A 20,393-nucleotide genomic window follows, 5' to 3' on the forward strand; every position below is an offset into this window, starting at 1 on the left:
ATCGCGGCAGCATTGAGACGATCGGCGGTGTGATGAGTTCCGAACCTACCCGAGCGGCGGCTCTGGATCAGCTGTACGGGCATCTCCAGCGAACGCTGGGTGTGCTGCCGGGCAAACCCGCGTTGTCATTGGTACATCCGGCGATCCCGCAGGCTCGACTGCACCGGGGTGTGACACTGCCCTACCGTGCAGACGATCCGGACGACACCACCGAGTTCTTCGATATCGCGTACTGGGTGGTCGGGATCGCTCCGGATGCCGTGGGCGCATGTTTCGATCGGGTAGTGCGCACCTGGATCGAGGCCGGCTGGCCGACCCGAACGGACCGTGACGCACCGCCTCGATCGGCCTTTACCCGGACACCGGACCGGTTCGGGCTATCGGTGCGGGAAAGCGTGGACGCGTACTTGAGCCTTTCGGGCTCTACTCCTCCGTTTGTTCCCGGTGGCCCGGTGGGAGACCCTTTCCCGGAGTCCATAAGCCATCCTTCCTGACCTTCCGGCAGCGCACCCCGTCCGGCGTTCTGCCCGGCAGTATCCCTGCGGTATGTCGCGCCGCCGGCAGAGTCGGTCGATCCGGGAACGCGACATCGCCTTTGGTGTCGTCGTTGTTCTCGCGCTGTCGTTCCGCTGAGCCGGGCAGCGCAGGGCTGCTTGTCGGCGCGCCAGACCAGCTTCGATGAGTGCGTCGCCGATCTCGGTGTCGTCCACCTCGGCGAGCTTGCGGCCGGGACCGATCGTCTCGGCGGTCCGATTGAGCACGTTAGTGTAGGCGCGCAACGTGTTGGCATTGCCCTTGATCTTCGGGGAGCCGACGAAGTCACCGATGGCCGCGCGGACGGTCGGCACGCCGCTGTTGCCGATTCTGCGCCGTGCGGTCTTCAGCTCGACCACTGTCGCTGCCATGAGCGGACCCATTGCTTCCGCGACGTTCAGAAACTCGGTGAGCGCTGTTTTGCACCACTACCCCCTTAGCCCCCAAGAGCGGGCAACAACGGCTCGCTCGGGTGAGGTCGAGTGGATCATCTCGGTCGATTCGAGCGTGCAGCGGGCCCAAAAGCTGTCTCAGAGGCCGAGTTCGGTGACGGCGTTATCGGCCAGGGGGTCGGCGGTGCGGATATAGCCGTGCACGGTGCGGGGGTTGGACCAGCGGCCTTGGCGCATGATTTCGCGGTCGGCTGCGCCACCGAGAGCGGCTTGGGTGGCGAAGCCTGCGCGTAGTGAGTGCCCGGAGAACAGGGTAGGGTCCAGGGCGGCGTAGCGTTTGACGAGGCTGACAGCAGAGTGCCGGCGCCTGGTGGAGCAGGTGCGCGCGGGAAAAACGGTGATGGAGCTGGCGGCCGAGTTCGGCCGCATCGACGGCGCGATCCGGGCCCGATGCCACCTGCTGTTGCCACCCGATCGGCGCGCGGAAGCCAACAGCAAGCGGTTGGCGGTGCAACTGCTCGGCACCGACGTCACTACCCAGCATCTGACCGAGGGCGGCCGAGCCGAAGAACTGGACATCACCCTCGTCACCCGAACCCCGAACACAGCATGAGCACTGTGGTTTCGCCGGTGTCAGGAGGTGGCGGCCGCGCCTCCGCAGCCGGAATTCGCGCAGGTACCTCTGATGTGGTCGTCGTATCTCGACGGTAAGCCTGTACCCCGGTACAGGATGCAATCCCGAATACCGGCACCGTCAGGCGGGCTGTGTGTCCACGGGTAGGCCGGCGAGGCTCCATTCGAGCAGCCCTTCATCGAGGCGCTTGACCTCGCGCCCGGCGGCGCGGGCGATACGGACGGCCTCCGGGGCCATCACGCAGTAACTGCCGCGGCAGTAGGCGACGATGTCGGTGCCGGTGGGGAGTTCGGCGAGGCGGTCGGCGAGTTCGGCGACTGGGATATTGACGGCGCCGGGGATATGACCGGCGGCGTATTCGTCGTGGGGGCGGACATCGAGCAGGGTGATCTCACCGGTATCGCGGCGGCGGATGAGTTCGTCGCGGGTGATGGCGTCGTCGGGAGATCCGAGGATCTCGGCGGCGACGCGCGCCGCGGCGGCCAGATGATTGTCGGCAACGGTTTGCACGAGGGCGAACAGGCGGGCGACGTCGGCACCGGCAAGGCGATAGTGCTGACGGGTGCCGTCGCGGCGAGCCTCGACCAGGCCGCCGGTTTTGAGTACCTGCAGGTTGGCCGAGGCGGTGGTCAGGTTCATCCCCGTGACGGCGGCGATGGATTCGACGGTGCGCTCGCCCTGGGCGAGTAGGTCGAGGATCTGCAGGCGGCGACCGTTGCCGAGGGCTTTGCCGACGCGGGCGATCTCGTCGAAGAGGGCGGCTTTGCCGCCTGTGGGCTCATCCACTCTTGCTTCTCCAATACTCTTTGGAATAGATTATTCCATAGTTCTTTGGAATAACGTCGAATGTGGTGATTGTATTCGCCGCCCCCCATCTCCCGGCACGCTGGTGCCGGGGCATCGACCAGGGAGAACCCCACAGTGAACTATCTGTTCGTTCTGCACGATCCGCCGTATGGCACCGAGCGCACCTATAACGGGATCCGCTGGGCGCGGCAGATGTTGGAGGCCGGGCACGCGGTGCGGGTGTTCAACTTCGCCGACGCAGTGATCGCGGTGACCGCGGGCCAGAAGGTCCCCAACGGCTTCTACAACCTGGCGAAGATGACCGGCGCGCTGACCGGCAAGGGCGGGGTGATCGGTAACTGTGGGGCGTGTATGGACGCGCGCGGGATGAGCGAGGACCAGCTCGTCGACGGGGCGCATCGCTCCTCGATGGCAGAACTGGCCGAATGGACCGCCTGGGCTGACCAGGTCATCAACGTCTGACCCTCGTCGGACTGGGAGAAATGAGAAGCGCATGAGCAAAACCGTCGCTGTGCTCGGCGCCGGGGTAGGCGGGTTGACCGCCGCCGCCGAACTACGCAACGTCCTGCCGGCCGAGGACCGGGTGGTGCTCGTCGACCGGTCGTTCACCGGCAGCCTCGGGTTGTCGTCGCTGTGGGTGCTGCGCGGCTGGCGCACCCCCGAACAGGTCACCGTGGCACCCGGCCCGTCGGCGCTACCCGGAGTCCAGATGGTGACCGGGGATATCGCCGGTATCGATGTGGCGGAGCGGAAGGTGGACTGCGGTGCGTCCGGGCAGATCGGCTACGACGCCCTGGTGATCGCCCTGGGCGCCGGACTGAACCCCGCCGCGCTCCCCGGATTGCCCGCCGCCCTCGATGCCGGGGTGGCCGGGGAGTTCTACACCGTCGACGGCGCTGCCGATCTGCACCAGCGGATCGGGAAGCTGGAGTCCGGGCGGGTGATGGTGCTGGTGGCGTCGACCCCGTTCAAATGCCCGGCCGCGCCGTTCGAGGCCGCGTTCCTCATCGCCGACCAGCTCGGCGACAAGCACACCGACGGGGTGCGGGTGGACGCGTTCACCCCGGACCCGCTGCCGATGCCGGTCGCCGGCCCCGATGTCGGGAACGCGCTGGTGGAGTTGATGGATTCCAAAGGAATCGGGTTCCACGGCGGCAAAGCCGCCACCGGTGTCGACCCGAACGCACGAACGATCACGTTCGCCGACGGATCGACCGAAAAGTTCGACCTGCTCGCCGTGGTCCCACCACACGCGCCCACAGCCGCGGCCGCCTCTACCGGGCTGGGCTCGGCGGGCTGGATCCCGGTGGATCCGGCCACCCTGGCCACCACAGCCGATGGAGTGTTCGCGGTCGGGGACAGCACTGCGCTGCTGCTGCCCAACGGCAAACCGCTGCCGAAGGCCGCGATCTTCGCCGAAGCCCAAGCCTGCGTGGCCGCGCACCAGGCCGCCCGCTCCCTCGGCTATGACGCCCCCGACACCCGGTTCACCGGCGAAGGCGCCTGCTACGTCGAACTCGGTGACGGCTCGGCGGCCAAAGGCGAGGGCCATTTCCTGGCCGAACCCGCCCCCCAGGTGCAGCTGCGCGAACCCTCACCGGACTTCCACGAGGAGAAGCAACAGCAGGAGCGGGACTGGCTGACCCGCTGGAACACCCACGCCTGACCTCCACCGCACCGGCCACCCACTCCGGGGTGGTCGGTGCGGGCATTTCGGTGAAAGAAGTCCCCATGACCAGCACCATCACCCACCTCCCCGATCCCGACCGGCCTGCCACCGTTGTTTCCGCGCAACGGCGCGCGCTGATCGTTCTGGTAGCCGCGCAGATCCTGTCCGGTGCCGGGCTGGCCGCTGGGATCACCGTCGGCGCGTTGCTGGCCCAGGACATGCTCGGCTCCACCGGTCTGGCCGGGCTTCCCAGTGCCCTGTTCACCGCGGGTTCCGCGCTCGCCGCGATCGCCGTGGGCCGTATCAGCCAGGCCCGCGGGCGCCGCCCTGGGCTGGCGGCCGGGTATCTCACCGGCGCGGCAGGCAGCGTCGGGGTGATCGCCGCCGCGGTGGCCGACAACCCGATCCTGCTGTTCACCGCGTTGTTCGTCTACGGCTCGGGCACCGCCACCAACCTTCAAGCCCGCTACGCCGGCGCCGACCTGGCCACCGTCTCGCACCGCGGCCGCGCGGTCTCCACGGTGCTGGTCGCCACCACCGTCGGCGGTGTGGTCGGCCCCAACCTCGCCGCCCCCACCGGCGCCCTGGCCCGTGCTCTAGGGACCCCGTATCTGGCCGGGCCGTTCCTGCTTGCAGCCCTCGCCTACACCCTGGCCGCGCTCGTGCTCCTGGTGTGGATGCGGCCCGACCCGCTGCTGCTCGCCCGGAAGGTCGGCGCGGCCGATTCCGAGTCCGGTTCGGCGGCCGCCGATAACACTGAGGACCTGCCGGCCACCGGTTCCGGGCGCGGCATCGCGGTCGGTGGGTTCGTGATGGCGCTGACCCAGCTGGTGATGGTGGCGATCATGACCATGACCCCGGTCCACATGCTCGACCACGGACACGGCACCGCCGCCGCCGGTCTGGTGATCGCCGTCCACGTGGCCGGAATGTATCTGCCCTCCCCGCTGACCGGGTGGCTCGTCGACCGCTACGGGCGCCTGCCGGTCGCCGCTGCCTCCGGGGTAACCCTGCTCGCCGCAGGGATCCTCGCCGCGACGGCACACGGCGACTCCGTCATCATGCTGGCGGTAGCGCTCGCGCTGCTCGGGTTCGGCTGGAATCTGGGCCTGGTCGCGGGCACGGCCATCATCACCGACACGGTACCGCTGGCCACCCGCGCCGAAACCCAAGGCACCGTCGATGTCACCATCGCCATCGCCGGCGCCGCCGGCGGAATGGGCTCCGGACTCATGGTCGCAGCCGCCAGCTACCCCACCCTCGCCCTCGCCGGAGGCCTACTCGCACTGACCGTCGTGCCCGCCGCCGCACTCACCGCACGCACCCGCCGACCCTGACCCAGCCGCCACCGGCCGAAGGGTCAACGGGTGCGGCGACGCAGCCGGAACCAGGCCCGTATCGCGCGTGGGGCGGCCGCACCGATCACCACTGCGGCCAGCGGCACCGCGACATCGACCCAGGGATCCCGGATCGGCCGGTACACCGCCTGCCCGTCGCGGATCTCGATATATCCCAGCGGTCGCACGTCGACCCCGCCACCACCTCCGCCGCCCTCACCGGTCTCGGTGTCACCGGTCGAGCGGCCCGAGCCACCACCGAACCCGAACCCGCTGCGCGCCACCGGCACGATCGTCACCCCCTCGGCCACGATCGGATCCCCGAACACCGCCGACACCGACGCCTTCGCCCCGAGCCGCTCGGCCAGCCGCTCCAGCAACCGCACCGACCCCTGCGCCGCACCACCACCATCGCCACCGGCCGAGGCCTTCTCTATCTGCTGCGGCATAGCCATCACCTACCCAATCCGGTCGGACCTTCCGTGCTGCCCGCGCTACCCTGAACAGAAAGGAGGCCACTACATAGTGGAGTCACTACACGATATCGCGGGTGGTGATGACCTCACCAGGGCCGCTACCGACCGACTGTTCGAACTCGCCGAAGTCCTCGGCGCGATGATGCAACACGGGATGGCCGAACACGGCCTCACTCCCGCCCGTGCCCGCCTGTTGTGGGCCCTGCACCACACCGGACCCACCACTCAACGCGCCCTGGCCGACCTGCTCGCCGTCACCCCCCGCAATATCACCGGCCTGCTCGACGGCCTGGCCGCCGACGAATACATCGCCCGCGAACCCCACCCCAGCGACCGCCGCGCCGTGCTGGTCACCCTCACCGACCGCGGCCGCGACTTCACCACCGACCTGCGCAACGGCCGCAACGCCCTGGCCGAAGCCCTGTTCACCGACACCCCCGACACCGAACTGAGCAGCTTCCTCACCGTCTTGGAAACCATCCTGACCACCCTGCGACACCAACCCTGACCCCGGGCCCAGTAAGACGCAACGACCGGTCCGACCAGGTCACTCGCCGATACGCCCGGCCAGTTCGAAGAAAAGATCAGCGGCACTCTCACTCTCGCCGAACGGCCCGGCCTCCAAGCCGCTCTCGGCTACTGCGCTCCGGGGACATGCTCACCGTCCCAGGAAACCGACCGCCTCGGCCGCACCCTCCTCGAAGAACTGATCGTGCTCAACGACCTGTTCCAACAAGGCGTCGCGGTGAAGATCCTGCACGGCATCGCCGCCGGAGAGCACACCGAGCACAGCCTCATTCTGGACCTCGCCCTCGCACTGGCCGAAGACCGACACCGCGACGTCGCCCGCAAAACCCGCAACAGACCGGAATCCATCGAACACCACCCGCTCAGGGTCCAGATGACACCATCGGCAAGCACAAGGTGCGCCGCACCGGGCAGATCAGCCCTCTCGATGATGTTGCACTAAAACACAACATTGTTGCGTCTTGTGCGTGGAACACTGGATCGCCCAGGTAGAACGCGAATTTCACGGCGATACGCCAAAATGTCAAGTGCTCTCAACCTGCGACATAGCCCTCATCGCGACGATGTGCAGTGCTGCATTGAAGGCAATTCCTCCTCATACCTGTCTCAGAGGCCGAGTTTGGTGACGGCGTTATCGGCCAGGGGGTCGGCGGTGCGGATATAGCCGTGCACGGTGCGGGGGTTGGACCAGCGGCCTTGGCGCATGATTTCGCGGTCGGCTGCGCCACCGAGAGCGGCTTGGGTGGCGAAGCCTGCGCGTAGTGAGTGCCCGGAGAACAGGGTAGGGTCCAGGCCGGCGCGGGCGGCGTAGCGTTTGACGAGTTCGGCGACGGCTCGGCCTGATATGGGGTTGGCGCGCAGTGTTCCGTGGCGGGTGATCTGCGGGAACACAGGATGTTCGGGGTGGAGTGTGGTGCCGGTGAAGGCGTGGCATCGATGGATGCCGGGGTCGATGGCGTGGGCGGCGACCCAGTGACGTAGTTCGGTTCCGCTGGTGTGCGCTTCGAGGAGACGCACCCAGTCGGTGTAGGCGCAGACGGGGCAGGTGCGGGGTCGTTGGCCGCGGGGGAGGGCTACGCGATGGCCGGTGATGCCGGTGGGGTCGGTTTTGCTGGTGGGCAAGTGGATCAGCAGGAGTGGTTCGCCGGTGTGGTGGTCTTGGCCGAGGTGGATGTCGCCGACGCGCAGCGCGGCGAGTTCGCTGCGACGGAGGGCGCCTGCGAAACCGATCAGCAGGGCGAGGGTGTCTCGGCGGCGGGCGGGTTCACCGGGCCAGCCGGGGGCCGGGAGTCCGGTGAGGAGTTCGTCGAGGGTGTGCAGCAGGATCGGGCGTTTGCGGTGGGGTTGGGTGCGGCGGGTGCGGCGGATACCGCGCAGGGTGAGGCGGACGACGTCGGAGCGGGTGGGTGAGGGTAGGCCGTTGGCGGCGTGCACGGCGGCGATGGCGGCGGATTTGCGTTCCAGGGTGGCGGGGCTGAATGCGTAGGTGCCGGTGGGGTTGCGGGTGTCGGCCGCCGCGGCGAGGTAGACGGCGACGTCGAGTGCGTCGGCGGGCAGGGCTTGTCTGTTCTCGGCGGCGCACCAGGCCGACCAGGCGATCCAGTCGGTGCGGTAGGCGCGGACGGTGTTGGCCGATTGGGATGCTTCGAGGTATCGGGCGAGCGCGCCGGCTTGCCGGTCGTCGAATTGTTCGCGGACGAGTCGTAGCGCGGCGGTGTCGATGAGGACGCTGCGGACGCCGCGACGTAGTTCGGTGCGGACGGTGTCGGGGATGGCGACGACTGCGCTGTGGGAGCGTATCGGTTCCGGGTCGTTGCGGTGGGGAGGTTGCGGGTCGTCAGTTGGGGAGCGCACGCCATGCATTGTTTCGCATCATGGCCGTGGTGTGCGGTTTCGCCCGGAACGTGGTGCGCCCGAAATAAATAACTGCCCCGGGACAGGCAGCGCTCACCTCGTACCGACCGCGCTTGATGCACCTGAACGCATCGTCGTACGCCAGCGAGGACTCACCTGCCGGGAGAGGACACCGGTACGCAGCGGCGAAAGTCGCTGATTCAGAACATATTCCGTTGATTCTCCGGATGCTCTGGCAGAGCAGGTGGGCATTTCAGGCGGGGAGGTTGTTGTGCTGTTGTTGGTCGAGGCGGATGTGGAGCTGTCATCAGCTGAGCAACGGTTCGCCGAGTGGATCGAATGGAGCCCGGCTCAACCCGGGGTAGCGCTTCTCAACGTCGATGTTCCCAGCAGAGGGCGTACCCGCCAGCTCGACGCGCTGATCTGGGCTCGGCAACGGTGCGTCGTTGTCGAGGTCAAAGGTTTCCGCAGCCGCCAGGACGGGATACTGGTGGTCCCGCCGAACGGCCCGTGGTCGATGAGTGATGGCCGTATCGCCGATGTCTACGGCAACAGCTACAACCACAACCCGATCAAGCAGGTCCGCGCGAACACCCTGGCGATGAAGAATTGGGCTACCCACACCACCCACCAGCCCTGCTTCGTCTACGGTCTGGTGGTGGTGATGCTGCTGCCCGGCCAGAATGTTCCGTCACTGGATACTCCGGCGCATCCGGAGAAAACCGACATCACCGTCGAAGACTTCGACGTCTTCCGTTACTACCTCCATCGTCTCGGCGCACAGAAGGTGCAGTGGACAGCCGACTGCGTAGACGCCATGATCGGGCGCCTCGGACCGTCACACCTCTACGGCGGCCGCCGCGACTTGCTCGCCTCCGCTCTCGGCGAGCAACCCAGCCACCACACCGTCCACGACGTGTGGTCCACCCGTAGCCCAGCCGACCAGGACTGATCACCACTTCGAACAGTCACGGCGCTCGGCTTCCTGCCCAGCTGGAAAGAACGCGGACAGCTACCTCGGTAAGCGGGTTGAGGAATACGCCCGTGCCGACCCGGAAGGCGCAGCGGCACCCGCTCCTGCGCAAGTCTGCGCTGCGGCCTCAGCGGTGGCGAGTTCGAGCGCCTAACCAGGTGAACGTCAGCGCCAGTGGAGATCTCCGATCAGCGCTGTCTCCGCCCCGCCGTCGGCGAAGACGACTTGACCGGTCACGAAGCGGTTGTCCGCACCGGCGAGCCAGCAGATGAGTTCGCCGACCCACTCCGGTCGTCCGGGAAAGCCGCCGAAAGGTTGTGGCGCTGCGGCCTCCACCGCGGTCCGTGTCTCGTCGCTCGCGAAGATCCAGGAGGCTGCGGGAGTGTCGACGACACCAGATGCGACGACGTTGAGGGCGATGCCTGCTCCTGCCCAAGGGGGTGTTGTGGCGACCTTGCGTGCCCAGCGATTCAGCGCGCGCTTGGCGATGCCATAGGCGCCGGTAGCGCCTCCGAGGGAGGGATCCGCATCGACGTAGGCGACGGCGGCGGCTTCATTACCGTCAAGACATGCCTGCACCACACGCTCGTCCGCGGGGGCCAGCGACGAGGTCGACGACACGACCACAGCTCTGGGCGCCTGGCTCTGTGCCAGCAGCGGCCGTAGCCCTTCCAGGGTCGCGACAGCGCCGAAGTAGTTCGTCTCGAGGAGGCCGGTTTTGCCGCCTCCGGCGATGGCGAGCACTGCGTCGATGGGCCCACGCTCGGCCACCTGGTCGACCAACAACTGCCGCCCCTCGGGCGTGGACACGTCTGCCTGGATATCAGCGTCGCCGAGGTCGCAACCGATGACCTTGGCGCCGCGCTCGCGCAGCATCTTCGCGGTTGCGGCGCCGATACCCGATGCGGAGCCGGTAACGACATACGTTCGTCCGGCAGTCCCTGGGTGTGTCATTACTGTTTCCTTCCGGTCGAGGGACCGACGATGCCGTCGTGTCGGGGCTGTTCACTCGTAGCGCGGTCGAAGAGTTCGACCAGTTCGTTTCCACACGAGACAGGGTCGAGTCCAGCGGAAAGGAGAGGGGTGACACTGTCGATGGAGGCTCGCAGCGCCGCCGCCATGACCTGCGGATCGAAAGACCGGAAGGCACCGGTTCGCTGCCCCTGCGCGAACAGGCGGGCCAGACCGTTCAGTGATTCGATGTGGTGTCGCTCCCAGACACCCTGGCCGCCGTTGAGAAGGATCTGCTGGAGTGCTCGCATCTGCGGCGAGTGGTCGGCGATGAACGCCACGTTTGCCCGGATGACAGTGGCCAGCAGTTCGCGGTCGCTGGCCGCAGCCGTGAGGGCGGACTGTACGGAAGTCTCGGCGCTGGCGGCGATGTGATCGGCAACTGCGGCAAACAGCTCATCCTTGGTGGAGAAGTGGTAGGTGATCAGCCGCTTGCTGCTGAGCCCGGCCTCCTCGCAGATGGCCTCCAAGGTGGTGGCCTGGTATCCGAGCTCTCCCAGCAGCGTGATCGCGGTACCGATGATCTGCTCTTTGCGGGCAGCGGTCGCTGCCTGACGGGACGTCATGGCCACCGCACCTGCTTGCCGACCAGGGGGTGGGTTACCGGTGGACGGCGTTGCGGCTCAACATGTCCGCGATCAGCAGCACAGAGTTCGTTATCCACCCGGATAACGTTATCCATTCGGATAACTCATGACAAGCCCAGCGGATCGCTGACGACCGCGGTCCTGACGGCTCGCGTCACGCACGGCCACCGATGAAACCGGCCATCTCCGAGTAGGTTTCGCCACGCTCTGAGAACTGGGTAGCCGGTTCGGAACAAGGTGGTCGCGGAGCTCGTGCACACTCACCCCGGCCGACCGCGAAGTCTCTGCGGAAGGAGGACCCGGGAAGCTCCACGGGTATCCACCCACGTTGGGATCGTTACAAGTGAGCGCGAGAGACTTCACGGGTATGCTTCCCGCCACCCGGATCGCTATCGAGCGTAGGTATTCCGGTGGTCTTCTGGCTCGTTATTGCTCACTGTTCAGGGAGGTTGTCGTGCGTGTCGGACGGTTGGTGTCGATCACCGCCTCTATGTTGCTTGCCGTGCTCGCCGCCGGCGGAGGGCCGGCCGTCGGGCAGACCGGTTTCCCGCCGTTCGCGCAGGCCGGACTCGAGGCGCACAACATGTACCGAGCCCGCCACGGGACACCGCCCATGGCCTTGACCCAGGATCTGGTCACCCGTGCCCAACAATGCGCGCAGTACTACGCCGGCAAGGGCACGATCGATCACTCGTGTCCTTACAAGAACGGCGCCGGAGAGAACCTCTACTTCGCATCCGGTGGGACCCCGGACGCTGTGCAACATGTCAAAGCGGCCACGCAGGGGTGGTACAACGAGATCAAGGACTACGATTTCAACAACCCCGGCTTCGACTACAAGACCGGGCATTTCACACAACTGGTGTGGAAGGCCAGCACACAACTCGGTATCGGGTTCGACACAAAGAACAACAAGCACTTCGTTGTCGCTCTCTACAAAGAGCCCGGCAACCTCAACACTCGCGAGGCTTTCCAGGAGAACGTGCCACGTCCACGCTGAACCGTAGCCCTTCCTGAGCATCGCACCCACACGCGAGGCATGTCACCGCAACAGTCACACCCCGGTCATCTCGCTGTGACATCCAGCAAGACATCCCCAGCGAGGTCCGCGACGCCTACGACCGACTCGGTGAAACCTTCCGACCCGCCGAACGCCGATACTGACTACCGCCTTGCAGTCCGAGCAGTCGGCGAACGAAGGCTGAACCGGTCCTCACCTGCGGTCAGCTGTGACTACGCCATATCCGTTGGTTTTCGGCAGTTTCGTGTTCACGCCTTTGATGTAGCCGGCGCGGTGGGGTCGCCTTGGGAAGTTGCTTCAGAGCATTCCCATGCTGCGCACCAGGATTCCGGCCTGGGACCTGTTCTGGCACTGCAACTTACGTAGTATCTGCGATACGTGACCTTTGATGGTGGCTTCCGACAAGTAGAGAGTCTCCGCGATCTGCCGATTGCTCGCACCGCGCCCGAGTAGCGAAAGTACCTTCAGTTCCCGGTCGCTGAGAGTGTCGAGGGTGTTTCGGGTGTGCTTGATTTCCGGGGTTTCCCGCGGCAACAGGTGTGACACCACGTCGTCCGATAGCACTGTGTGGCCGTCGGCGACGACCCGGATCATCCCGATCAGATCGCGTGGCGGCGTGGACTTGAGTACGAATCCCGCAGCTCCCGCTTTCATTGCTCGGATCACGTGGCCGTCGGTGTCGAAGGTCGTCAGGGCGATGATCCGAGGAGGTTCGGGACCTGACATCAGATGTTCGATCGCCGTCAGTCCATCCATCTCTGGCATCCGCAGATCCATCAGCACCACGTCAGGGGCGAGTCGGCCGATCGCTTTGATCGCGTCCGCACCGTTGTGTGCGGCGCCTGACACGGTGATGTCCGAGGCGGACTGGAGGATCAACTGCAAGTATTCGCAGACCAGGTGCTCATCGTCGACAATGAGCACCTGGATCATAGGCCGACCCTACCGGAGTGGATCTTGTGGGTATCCAGGTGTCGACAGTGAACCCGCCGTCGGCCGCCGAGCCGGCGCCCACGGTTCCTCCGATGTCTTCGATCCGGCGCGCGAGTTCCCGCAGTCCGAGGCCGCTGCCCGAACCCCACGTGCGGTCGGTGGGCGCGCTGTTGGTGATCACCACGCGGGCTCCGGCGGCTCCGTATCGGACGGTGATTTCAACTGGTGCGCCCGGCGCGTGCCGATGCGCATTGGTCAATCCTTCACGTACGAGTCGGAACACCAGATGGCCCGTGTGTCCGTCGAGGGACGTGCAGGTGCCCTCCTGGGTGAACACCACTGCCATCCCTGCCTGCACAGACTTCGCGACCAGTTCGCCCAGCACGACATCGAGTCCTGCCGAAATCCTCGGGTCACTATGAAGGAGCCTGACAACGTCCCGCAGTTCTGTCAGCGCCTCGCGGCCTGATCGGCGCAGTTGTTCGGCGGCCTCTCGGACTCCTGGCTCGTCGGCGGCCACGCTCAACGCACCTGCTTGGAGAACCATCATCGTCAACCGATGACCGACCACGTCATGCATCTCGGTCACCATCCGATCCCGTTCCTCGGCACGTGCTCGTTCAGCGAGGTAGTGCTTCTCGCGTTCTGCTCGCGCTGCCCGGTCGCGAAGCGAGTCGATCAGGTTCCGCCGCGCACCGACATAAAGGCCCAGGAGTACGGCCGCGGCGATCAAACCAGGGCCTGTCGTCGCCGCTTCCACGCTGGGCATCGCGAACACTCCAGCGCCGACAGCCCATCCCGCGGTCAATGCGACCGCGGCAGCACAGCGACGGGGAGTCAGCCGACCGGACGCCCCGAGGCTGTAGGCCGCAACCAGCGACGCGTAGTTAGGGTTCAGCAGAGACAGAGCGGTGATCCCCCACGCCGTCCGCACCGGACGATGTTCCCGGGACAGAAGCAGCACCGCGGACATGAGCACAATCGCGATGTAGAACCACGATGACGCGGTAATCAGGCGAGTCGGCTGTTGGGGCAAGACGAGCTCTCGCGCCGCTCCAAGCGCCACAACGACGACCACGACCATTCCGTTGACGCGTAGATGTCGTGGTCCACGGGCAAGTCCATCCACGGCCCTCAACGTAGTTCAGCCGCGACGACGTCGACCGAACCGACTGCAGCATCGGACCCTTCGTATCGACTTCCCCTACTTTCGTATGGTGGGTTCCAACCCTTTTGTGCTTCCACGCGTGGCCCGCCGATTGATGTGCTGAAAGGTATGAGCGTCAACGCCACATCAGAGTCTGAGCTCCGCCGGTCGTGGCGGCGGCTGTTCGGCAAACCCGCACCGCGCCTGCACCAGCCGTGGACCGGCGCCGCCCTCGCCTTGGCCTCGACCACAGCCCTCGCCACCGGGTGGGCGACCGCAGACCAGACACAGCCCGGATTCACCCAGATCCTGCTTCGTTCCCTGTGTGCAGACCTCATGCTGGCTCTGGTGGTTGCACTGCTGCTCACCGGACTTCTCCAGCTCACGGTCGGCCGCTTTGCGCGTTTACCTCTCGCGTTCTTCGCAACATTGCTCGCAAGCGTGTTCATCCTCGGCACCCGTGGAGCTGGCGCAAGTGTCACAGGCTGGTATCTGGCGGTCGCTGTCCTGGTGGTCGGGTCCACACTGCTGGGCGCAGGGGTCGGCTGGTTGTTCGCCACCCGCCGCGACCGGGACCGATCTGTCACCGCAGCAGCCGCGTTCGCGGTGTCCGGCCTCCTGGTATTGACAGTGCCCGGAGCCTGGCTTGCGGTCGCGGGCGCATCAGCACCGGGCTCGTTCGGCTCCCGAACAGCGGTGTCGCCCGACACGGCCGCCGAGGAGGCGCAGTCTCTCGACCCCACAGTGCGGGGCCCGCACAGCATCGAGACATTGACCTACGGCAGCGGCACGGACACACGCGAACGGTATGGGTCGGGCGTCGACCTACGGACGATATCGGTGGATGCAACGGCGATCCTCGGAGGTTGGGACGAGCAGCGCAGCGCCCACTGGGGATTCGGTGCGCAAGACCTTCCGATCAATGGCCGAGCTTGGCTGCCTGTCGGCGGCGAACCCGCCCCCCTGATTGTCATCGTGCATGGCAACACCAGCTCGGTCGATGCCTCCGAAGAAGGTTTCGAGTACCTCGCAGATCACCTGGCCAGCAACGGGTTCGTGGTCGCTGCCATCGACGAGAACTTCCTGAATACCAGCGTACTCGACCGCTCCGGCGGCCTCACCGGTGCAGATGCCACACGAGGCCAGCTGGTCCTGGAACACCTACGAACATGGCGGCACTGGGCCGTCGACCCTGACAGCCCGCTGCAGGGACGCGTCGATATCGATCGAATCGGGCTCATCGGCCACTCTCGGGGTGGGGAAGCCATCGCAACCGCGACGCGGCTGAACGGGCAGCAACCCGAACACGAGCGGTTTCAGATCGACGCCCTGTTCGCGATCGCCCCGACCGACGGCCTCTACCGACCGGACGACGAACCAACCTCCTTGGTCGACGTGAACTATATGGTGCTCCAGGGCGCACAGGACTCCGACGTCATCGGCTTCGGCGGGCTCAACCAGTTCACGCGAACAAGCTTCAGCGGCGAATCCGAGCGGTTCAAGGCGCTCGTCTACGCAGAAGGCATCAATCACACACGTTTCAACACCCGCTGGGGCACATACGACGTGGGATACGGTCTGCCGAAACATTTCATCGACACGGGCCTTCTGCTACCGGCCGCGCAGCAGCAACGCCTCGCGCAAGGGTATGCGAACGCGTTCCTTCAAGCGAGCTTGACAGGCGATGCGGCCGCCCGCGCATTGCTCGAGGATTATCAAGCGAACGCCCACTGGCTACCGGAGACCAACTACGCGAGCCGCTACGCCGCGGCAGGAGCCGCCACACTCGACGCCGAGTTCACCGGATTCACCTCGGACACCCTCGTCGCGCTACCCCTGCGCGCGGGGCCCGGAGACGAACTCGTTCGCCGACTGACCTGGTCAGACGACGGCACACAACCAACGATCATCGTGCCACTGCCGGACGACCTCGGTTCGGGCGGCGTCACGATTGCCGTGGACTTGGTAGGGGTCACTGCACCGGTCGTGATCGAGGCACACCTGACGTCGCCGACCGGTATCGATTCCCCTCCTGTCGACCGTACGGAGGTCCCTGCGCAGCTGAACAGCACATATCTCAAAGCTGCATGGCTGCAACCTGTCCCCGCATCCCAACCGGTGCCGCAGACACTTCTTCTCCGCCTCGATGGGCCGACCGTGCGAGCTGCCCAGTCTAGGGCGGCGACCTCGGTGACGCTTGCCATCCAGAGGGACACCCGCAGCGGAGAGATGTTCTTCGGCGGCGTACGCACACTTCGTTAGCACATACAGCAAGGACAGAGGAGCGATGATCAGAACCTGCGGCCGGGCTGCCAGTGGGCGACCTCGATGAGGCGGTGGACCGGGCGTGGCAGTGGCTGCAGGGCGTGCCGACTCTGGTTCCGGTGTATGGACACCGGTTTCTGCCAGCCGGACATGGAAGCTAGTGGCATCCTGAGGACCCGCGAGCTGTACGAGCACCTGCTCGGACGGCGGCTTTCCTACCGAATGCCCGGTAGCGGCGCTGGCTCCGATCCCCTCGGACGCGGTCACCAGCGCGGGGCCGAGCCGGGTGTGGGGGCTGCCGATCGTCGTTCTCGGCGGGCTGCAACTGGTGGTGATGCTGGATGGGACCGTGGTCGCGCTGGCAGCTGGGCGACACCTTCAGCCGCAGATGGTTATGCCGGTGAACTCGGGCGTCGTTGGTCGGTGGATTCGGGTGTCGGCTGTTGGCTCGGTCGCTGGTTTGTGACGGTGGAATTTGACGTCGCTTGCTGGGTGTGTCGCGCGCGTCGGTGTTGTCAGACGGGGATGGTTCGTCGAGGACGCAGGGGGGTGTGGTCGCGGAATGCTTCGATCGCGGCGGCGACTTCGAAGGGCGTGGTGGCGTGCGCGATGTGGTCGCGGTAGAGGACTCGGTTGGCGACCGCGTCGAGGTCGAATCCCCAGACCATAGACATGAGGGGGTTGATGAACAGTTCGGCGCCTTTGGCGCGGGTGCGTGCCAGAGAGTGGTGGTCGCCGAACTCGCCGCGGGCGGCATCGGTGGTGGAGGCGCAAAGAATACTTTCCCGGCCGGGGGTGTGTTGTTGGACCCAGTCGACCGCGTCCAGCCAGGCATCGACGGCTGTGATGCCGGGGGTGAGCGCGAACACCCCGTGGTAGGCGCCGAGTTTGGTGAGGGCGGCGACGTTTTCCAGGAAGTGGGCGTGACAGACACCATGGTAGGTGTCGTTGCCGAACCCAACGCAGGTGGCGAGTTTGACCGGCAGGTCGAGGGCGTGGGCGGCCAGCAGGCTGGTGATGTCTTCGACCGGAGTGCCTAGACCGGCTTCGTCGCCGGTCATGAGCAGGTCGGTGCCTCCGTCGACCAGCACCACCGCGTCCAGGCGCAGCTCACGGGCCAGCCAGGCGTAGGCTGCTCGGATGTCGGCGGGCCCGGCTTTGCGGATGAGGAATACGCGGTCGGGGTAGCCGTGGCCTCGTAACCAGGCCGCGAGGTGTTTCTCCGGGAAGTAGCCAGGTGGGCCACTGGTGTCGGCGTGGGTTTCGAACAGTCCCGGCGCGACCGGCTGCGCGGTGGTGCGGTGGACCGGGGTGAAGGTGAGATTCGCCAGGAACACCGTTTTGTGTCGCTCCTGGAGTGCGAAGGCGATGGGTAGGCCGCTGAGCAGGTCGTGCCCGCCGCCGGCACCAGCGATCAGGATCCGTTCGCAGTCGTGCAGGCGGTGCAGTATTGGTGTGTCGAAGAGGGTAGGTGCGGACATCTGTCGCAGTATTCAGCACTCCTGGTCTGTGTGGGGATGCTCGGCCTCCCTGGGCTGACGAAGGCTCGGCAGCACCGAGCCGTGAAGAGTATCGGTGAATCGTGACGTCGCTGTGGCGAGAGTCGGCTGGGATGTATCGGTGAACTCCGGTGTCACCCCGCGGCGGCTTTGGCTTGGGCGGTTCGGGCGAGGCGGTAGGAGTCGGTGCCGGTTTCGAGGATGTGGCCGCCGAAGGTGAGGCGGTCGACGATCGCGGCGCAGAGCCGGGGGTCGGTGAAGGTTTTGGTCCAGCCGGAGAACGATTCGTTTGAGGCGATGGCCACGGAGTTCTTCTCCTCGCGTTCGGTGAGGACTTGGAACAGTAGTTCGGCGCCGCGGCGGTCGAGTTCCATGTAGCCGAGTTCGTCGATGCAGAGCAGGTCGACGCGTCCGTAGCGGGCGATGGTCTTGGTCAGTTGTTTGTCGTCGGCGGCTTCGACGAGTTCGTTGACCAGCTTGGTGGCCAGGGTGTATTTGACCCGGAAGCCCTGCATGGCGGCTTCGGTGCCCAACGCGATGAGCAGGTGCGATTTGCCGGTGCCGGAGTCGCCGATCAGGCAGAGCGGCAGTCCTTTCTTGATCCAGTCTCCGCTGGCGAGGGTGTGGATGGTGGCGGGGTCGATGTTGGGGTTGGCGTCGAAGTCGAACGCGCGCAGTGATTTGTCCCGGGGGAACCCTGCGGCGCGGATCCTGCGTTCGGAGCGTCGGCGGGCTCGGTCGTCGCATTCGGCGATCAGCAGCTCGGCCAGAAAGGCCCGGTAAGTCATCTGTTCGCGGCTCGCGTTCTCGGCGATCTCGTTGAATTGGGACCGGACGGTGGGCAGCCGCAGCATGCGGCAGGCTTGGTCGACCGCGGCGTCGGCGGCCTGTTCGGTCATGCCATGACGACGCGGTGTGGAGTTTGTCATGCGGTGGTGGATCCTTTCGTCGTGGTGGGCGTTCGGCGTAGCAGCTGGTCATAGGCCGCGACCGAAGGCAGCGGGCGCCGATCCGGCGGTAGCTGAGCCAGGCGGCGCTCGGTCAGAGACGGCACCGAGTCGGGTGCATCGAGGTCGACCACCGCAGGTTCGCAATCCAGGGTCTCGCCGATCTTGCGGGCTTCGAGAGCAACCGCGTCGGCGGTCAGTGCCCCGGCCTGCTGCGCGGCCGCCAGGCCGGCGACGACATGATCGTGAGGCAGATGGCGATGCAGCAGAAGCACTTCGATCAGTGCACGGGTGCCGTCACGGTCGCCGTGTGCTTTGCGAGCCGCAGCCCACCAGGCTTCGTGGACCGGGGTGAACTTCCCGGCGGCGCGGGCTTGTTCGAGCGCGGTCGCGCCGGGCAGCGCACCGGGTTTGCGGAGCAAACCTTCCAGGTAGTGGTCCAGATCCAGCTGTGACTGGGCTTTGCCGAGTAGGCGTTCGTGGCGGGCGACTTCGGCGCGGCCGTCGAAGACCACCAGGTGATTGGCATGAAGCAGGACCCTGACCTGGCGTCCGATCAGCCGGACCGGCACCGAGTATCGGTTGGTGCGGACGGTGACCTGGGAGAATTTGTCGACCCGGGGACTGAACCAGCGGCCGGTCTCGGCGGACTCGTCCGGAAGCCGCGCCAACAGTGGTTTCTCGGTCGCGAAGTGCTCACCGATGGTGTGTGGCCGGGCCCCGATCCGACGCTGCTCGTCCTCGATATCCCAGGTATCGATCATGGCGTTGAGCTCGTCGATCGACTCGACCTCGGGAACGGGGACCAAGCGGTTGCGCCGAAACCAGCCGGTCTGTCCCTCGACTCCGCCTTTCTCGTGCGCGCCGTCGATGCCGGGCTGACAGTAGAACGGTTCGATACCGTAATGCGACCGGAACGCGGTCCAGCGGTCGGATTCATCACGCAGCCGGGCGAACCCGATTACCCGAGCGACAGCCGCGCGCAAGTTGTCGTAGCGGATCTTGCCGAACGGAACACCGCCCAGCACCGCGAACGCGTGCGCGTGGCCCTCGAAAAACGCTTCCTGGCCACCGGAGAGAAAGCAACGGTGGACCGACTTTCCCGAAAACGACAACCGCAGCGCGAACACATAGACCTGGACCAGCTCACCACGCAGCCGGATCGTCACATCACCGAAATCGACCTCGGCTTCCTCACCCGGCCGATGGCTCTGCCGGATGAACACCTGCGCCGGGCCGCGTCCCGCCTCTGCCCGGATCTGAGGTTTGCGGTCAGCGACATAGTCCCGCAGCGTCTAATACGCGATACCGGTCATGGCCTGCTCGTCGATCAACCGGGCATAGAGCCGCGTGACCGTGTGCCGCTGCTTGCGCGGAGCATCCAGATCAGCCCGCAACACCTCGTCGATGAACGGCTTGAACGGATCCAGCTTCGACCCCCGCCGCGGATACGACTTCCGCTCCGCCGGCCACACCATATTCGTCGCCGCCTGAACCGTGCGCCACCCGACCCCGTACTTGGCCTGCAACGCCCGCCCCGACATCCCCGCCCGAGCATCCCGACGTATCGCGGCATACAGCTCGACCTTTGACTGACGAGGCAACAGCGGCTCACTTCCACCAGGACCGGACCCGGGACCAAGCACACCGATCCTCGCACCGCAACCAAGATCACGACGTCAAAATCCGCCGATACGAACATCTCCCGATCCCGACCGACGTCCACATCCACCGATGAGTGACGTCACAGATCACCGATAGAACCACGCAGACGGGTAT

General features: G+C 66.1%; 20 protein-coding genes and 1 pseudogene. 10 read left to right on the forward strand and 11 right to left on the reverse strand.

Going from position 1 to position 20,393, the window contains the following annotated elements; all coding sequences use genetic code 11:
• Positions 1-32: 32 nt before the first annotated feature.
• Positions 33-494: a hypothetical protein gene (locus B0T44_RS20405; protein WP_077120935.1), complete on the forward strand. Its 462-nt coding sequence runs from the start codon at positions 33-35 to the stop codon at positions 492-494.
• 570 nt (positions 495-1,064) lie between these two features.
• Here B0T44_RS20405 and B0T44_RS20410 read toward each other — a convergent pair.
• Positions 1,065-1,355, reverse strand: a complete 291-nt coding sequence (locus tag B0T44_RS20410; protein ID WP_245839124.1) for a site-specific integrase — start codon at positions 1,353-1,355, stop codon at positions 1,065-1,067.
• Here B0T44_RS20410 and B0T44_RS20415 point away from each other — a divergent pair.
• On the forward strand, positions 1,324-1,539 hold the full coding sequence (locus B0T44_RS20415) for a hypothetical protein (RefSeq protein ID WP_139347984.1): 216 nt from the start codon (positions 1,324-1,326) through the stop codon (positions 1,537-1,539). The two genes, B0T44_RS20410 and B0T44_RS20415, sit on opposite strands and share 32 nt — an antisense overlap.
• Positions 1,540-1,680: 141 nt before the next feature.
• Here B0T44_RS20415 and B0T44_RS20420 read toward each other — a convergent pair whose 3' ends face one another.
• Positions 1,681-2,346: an ArsR/SmtB family transcription factor gene (locus B0T44_RS20420; RefSeq protein WP_077120933.1), complete on the reverse strand. Its 666-nt coding sequence runs from the start codon at positions 2,344-2,346 to the stop codon at positions 1,681-1,683.
• A 135-nt stretch (positions 2,347-2,481) separates the two neighbouring features.
• Here B0T44_RS20420 and B0T44_RS20425 point away from each other — a divergent pair, with 135 nt between their 5' ends.
• From B0T44_RS20425 to B0T44_RS20435, 3 genes are all read left to right on the forward strand, one after another.
• Positions 2,482-2,829 carry a DsrE/DsrF/TusD sulfur relay family protein gene (locus tag B0T44_RS20425; RefSeq protein ID WP_077120930.1) on the forward strand — a complete coding sequence of 116 codons (348 nt, stop codon included), beginning with the start codon at positions 2,482-2,484 and terminating at the stop codon, positions 2,827-2,829.
• Positions 2,830-2,860: 31 nt separating this feature from the next.
• Positions 2,861-4,033 (forward strand): NAD(P)/FAD-dependent oxidoreductase, encoded by a 1,173-nt coding sequence (locus B0T44_RS20430; protein ID WP_077120928.1) that lies wholly within the window; start codon positions 2,861-2,863, stop codon positions 4,031-4,033.
• A gap of 65 nt (positions 4,034-4,098) precedes the next feature.
• Entirely contained in the window at positions 4,099-5,373 is a 1,275-nt protein-coding gene (locus tag B0T44_RS20435) for an MFS transporter (RefSeq protein WP_077120926.1), read from the forward strand.
• Between the two features lie 23 nt (positions 5,374-5,396).
• Here B0T44_RS20435 and B0T44_RS20440 read toward each other — a convergent pair whose 3' ends face one another.
• Complete coding sequence (locus B0T44_RS20440) at positions 5,397-5,822, reverse strand: spore germination protein GerW family protein (protein WP_217697558.1); 426 nt, start codon at positions 5,820-5,822, stop codon at positions 5,397-5,399.
• A gap of 76 nt (positions 5,823-5,898) precedes the next feature.
• Here B0T44_RS20440 and B0T44_RS20445 point away from each other — a divergent pair, with 76 nt between their 5' ends.
• Positions 5,899-6,357 carry a MarR family winged helix-turn-helix transcriptional regulator gene (locus tag B0T44_RS20445; protein ID WP_217697557.1) on the forward strand — a complete coding sequence of 153 codons (459 nt, stop codon included), beginning with the start codon at positions 5,899-5,901 and terminating at the stop codon, positions 6,355-6,357.
• Positions 6,358-6,432: 75 nt separating this feature from the next.
• On the forward strand, positions 6,433-6,819 hold the full coding sequence (locus B0T44_RS20450) for a recombinase family protein (protein WP_081512414.1): 387 nt from the start codon (positions 6,433-6,435) through the stop codon (positions 6,817-6,819).
• A gap of 164 nt (positions 6,820-6,983) precedes the next feature.
• Here the strand turns inward: B0T44_RS20450 and B0T44_RS20455 are convergent, their stop codons facing one another.
• Positions 6,984-8,231, reverse strand: a complete 1,248-nt coding sequence (locus tag B0T44_RS20455) for a site-specific integrase (protein ID WP_245839126.1) — start codon at positions 8,229-8,231, stop codon at positions 6,984-6,986.
• 271 nt (positions 8,232-8,502) lie between these two features.
• Here B0T44_RS20455 and B0T44_RS20460 point away from each other — a divergent pair, with 271 nt between their 5' ends.
• Positions 8,503-9,183, forward strand: a complete 681-nt coding sequence (locus B0T44_RS20460) for a nuclease-related domain-containing protein (protein WP_175648131.1) — start codon at positions 8,503-8,505, stop codon at positions 9,181-9,183.
• Positions 9,184-9,369: 186 nt separating this feature from the next.
• Here the strand turns inward: B0T44_RS20460 and B0T44_RS20465 are convergent, their stop codons facing one another.
• Both B0T44_RS20465 and B0T44_RS20470 read right to left on the reverse strand, forming a co-directional pair.
• Positions 9,370-10,158, reverse strand: coding sequence for an SDR family oxidoreductase (locus B0T44_RS20465; protein ID WP_077120920.1), 789 nt, complete (start codon positions 10,156-10,158; stop codon positions 9,370-9,372).
• The gene (locus tag B0T44_RS20470) at positions 10,158-10,781 is read right to left on the reverse strand and encodes a TetR/AcrR family transcriptional regulator (protein ID WP_077120983.1); all 624 of its coding nucleotides are present in this window, start codon (positions 10,779-10,781) and stop codon (positions 10,158-10,160) included. The genes B0T44_RS20465 and B0T44_RS20470 overlap by 1 nt, the downstream gene beginning before the upstream one ends.
• Before the next feature lie 475 nt (positions 10,782-11,256).
• Between B0T44_RS20470 and B0T44_RS20475 the strand changes: the two genes are divergently transcribed.
• A complete protein-coding gene (locus B0T44_RS20475) occupies positions 11,257-11,802 on the forward strand; it encodes a CAP family protein (protein WP_175648130.1) in 546 nt (181 codons plus the stop codon).
• A gap of 318 nt (positions 11,803-12,120) precedes the next feature.
• Here the strand turns inward: B0T44_RS20475 and B0T44_RS20480 are convergent, their stop codons facing one another.
• Together B0T44_RS20480 and B0T44_RS20485 are read right to left on the reverse strand one after the other, a co-directional pair.
• Entirely contained in the window at positions 12,121-12,756 is a 636-nt protein-coding gene (locus B0T44_RS20480) for a response regulator transcription factor (protein WP_077120916.1), read from the reverse strand.
• A complete protein-coding gene (locus B0T44_RS20485) occupies positions 12,728-13,885 on the reverse strand; it encodes a sensor histidine kinase (protein ID WP_139347983.1) in 1,158 nt (385 codons plus the stop codon). The genes B0T44_RS20480 and B0T44_RS20485 overlap by 29 nt, the downstream gene beginning before the upstream one ends.
• A 147-nt stretch (positions 13,886-14,032) precedes the next feature.
• Between B0T44_RS20485 and B0T44_RS20490 the strand changes: the two genes are divergently transcribed.
• A complete protein-coding gene (locus B0T44_RS20490; protein ID WP_077120912.1) occupies positions 14,033-16,165 on the forward strand; it encodes an alpha/beta hydrolase family protein in 2,133 nt (710 codons plus the stop codon).
• A 518-nt stretch (positions 16,166-16,683) separates the two neighbouring features.
• Here B0T44_RS20490 and B0T44_RS20500 read toward each other — a convergent pair.
• The 3 genes and pseudogenes from B0T44_RS20500 to istA all read right to left on the reverse strand — a co-directional run bounded on the left by B0T44_RS20500 (position 16,684) and on the right by istA (position 20,158).
• On the reverse strand, positions 16,684-17,649 hold the full coding sequence (locus tag B0T44_RS20500; RefSeq protein WP_077120907.1) for a DUF1152 domain-containing protein: 966 nt from the start codon (positions 17,647-17,649) through the stop codon (positions 16,684-16,686).
• 152 nt (positions 17,650-17,801) lie between these two features.
• A complete protein-coding gene (gene istB, locus B0T44_RS20505) occupies positions 17,802-18,596 on the reverse strand; it encodes an IS21-like element helper ATPase IstB (RefSeq protein WP_077120905.1) in 795 nt (264 codons plus the stop codon).
• Positions 18,593-20,158, reverse strand: a pseudogene (gene istA / locus B0T44_RS20510) (IS21 family transposase). Before istA ends, istB begins: the two are co-directional and overlap by 4 nt.
• Between the last annotated feature and the right edge of the window lie 235 nt (positions 20,159-20,393).

Origin of the sequence: Nocardia donostiensis (assembly GCF_002081715.1) — a bacterium.
GTDB lineage: Bacteria > Actinomycetota > Actinomycetes > Mycobacteriales > Mycobacteriaceae > Nocardia > Nocardia donostiensis.

Excerpts from the sequence above, each read along its gene's own strand:
- B0T44_RS20405 (WP_077120935.1), top strand. The coding sequence starts at position 33 with ATGAGTTCCGAACCTACCCGAGCGGCGGCTCTGGATCAGCTGTACGGG.
- B0T44_RS20410 (WP_245839124.1), bottom strand. The coding sequence starts at position 1,355 with ATGCGGCCGAACTCGGCCGCCAGCTCCATCACCGTTTTTCCCGCGCGC.
- B0T44_RS20430 (WP_077120928.1), top strand. The coding sequence starts at position 2,861 with ATGAGCAAAACCGTCGCTGTGCTCGGCGCCGGGGTAGGCGGGTTGACC.
- B0T44_RS20435 (WP_077120926.1), top strand. The coding sequence starts at position 4,099 with ATGACCAGCACCATCACCCACCTCCCCGATCCCGACCGGCCTGCCACC.
- B0T44_RS20440 (WP_217697558.1), bottom strand. The coding sequence starts at position 5,822 with ATGCCGCAGCAGATAGAGAAGGCCTCGGCCGGTGGCGATGGTGGTGGT.
- B0T44_RS20465 (WP_077120920.1), bottom strand. The coding sequence starts at position 10,158 with ATGACACACCCAGGGACTGCCGGACGAACGTATGTCGTTACCGGCTCC.
- B0T44_RS20470 (WP_077120983.1), bottom strand. The coding sequence starts at position 10,781 with ATGACGTCCCGTCAGGCAGCGACCGCTGCCCGCAAAGAGCAGATCATC.
- B0T44_RS20480 (WP_077120916.1), bottom strand. The coding sequence starts at position 12,756 with ATGATCCAGGTGCTCATTGTCGACGATGAGCACCTGGTCTGCGAATAC.
- B0T44_RS20490 (WP_077120912.1), top strand. The coding sequence starts at position 14,033 with ATGAGCGTCAACGCCACATCAGAGTCTGAGCTCCGCCGGTCGTGGCGG.
- B0T44_RS20500 (WP_077120907.1), bottom strand. The coding sequence starts at position 17,649 with ATGTCCGCACCTACCCTCTTCGACACACCAATACTGCACCGCCTGCAC.
- istB (WP_077120905.1), bottom strand. The coding sequence starts at position 18,596 with ATGACAAACTCCACACCGCGTCGTCATGGCATGACCGAACAGGCCGCC.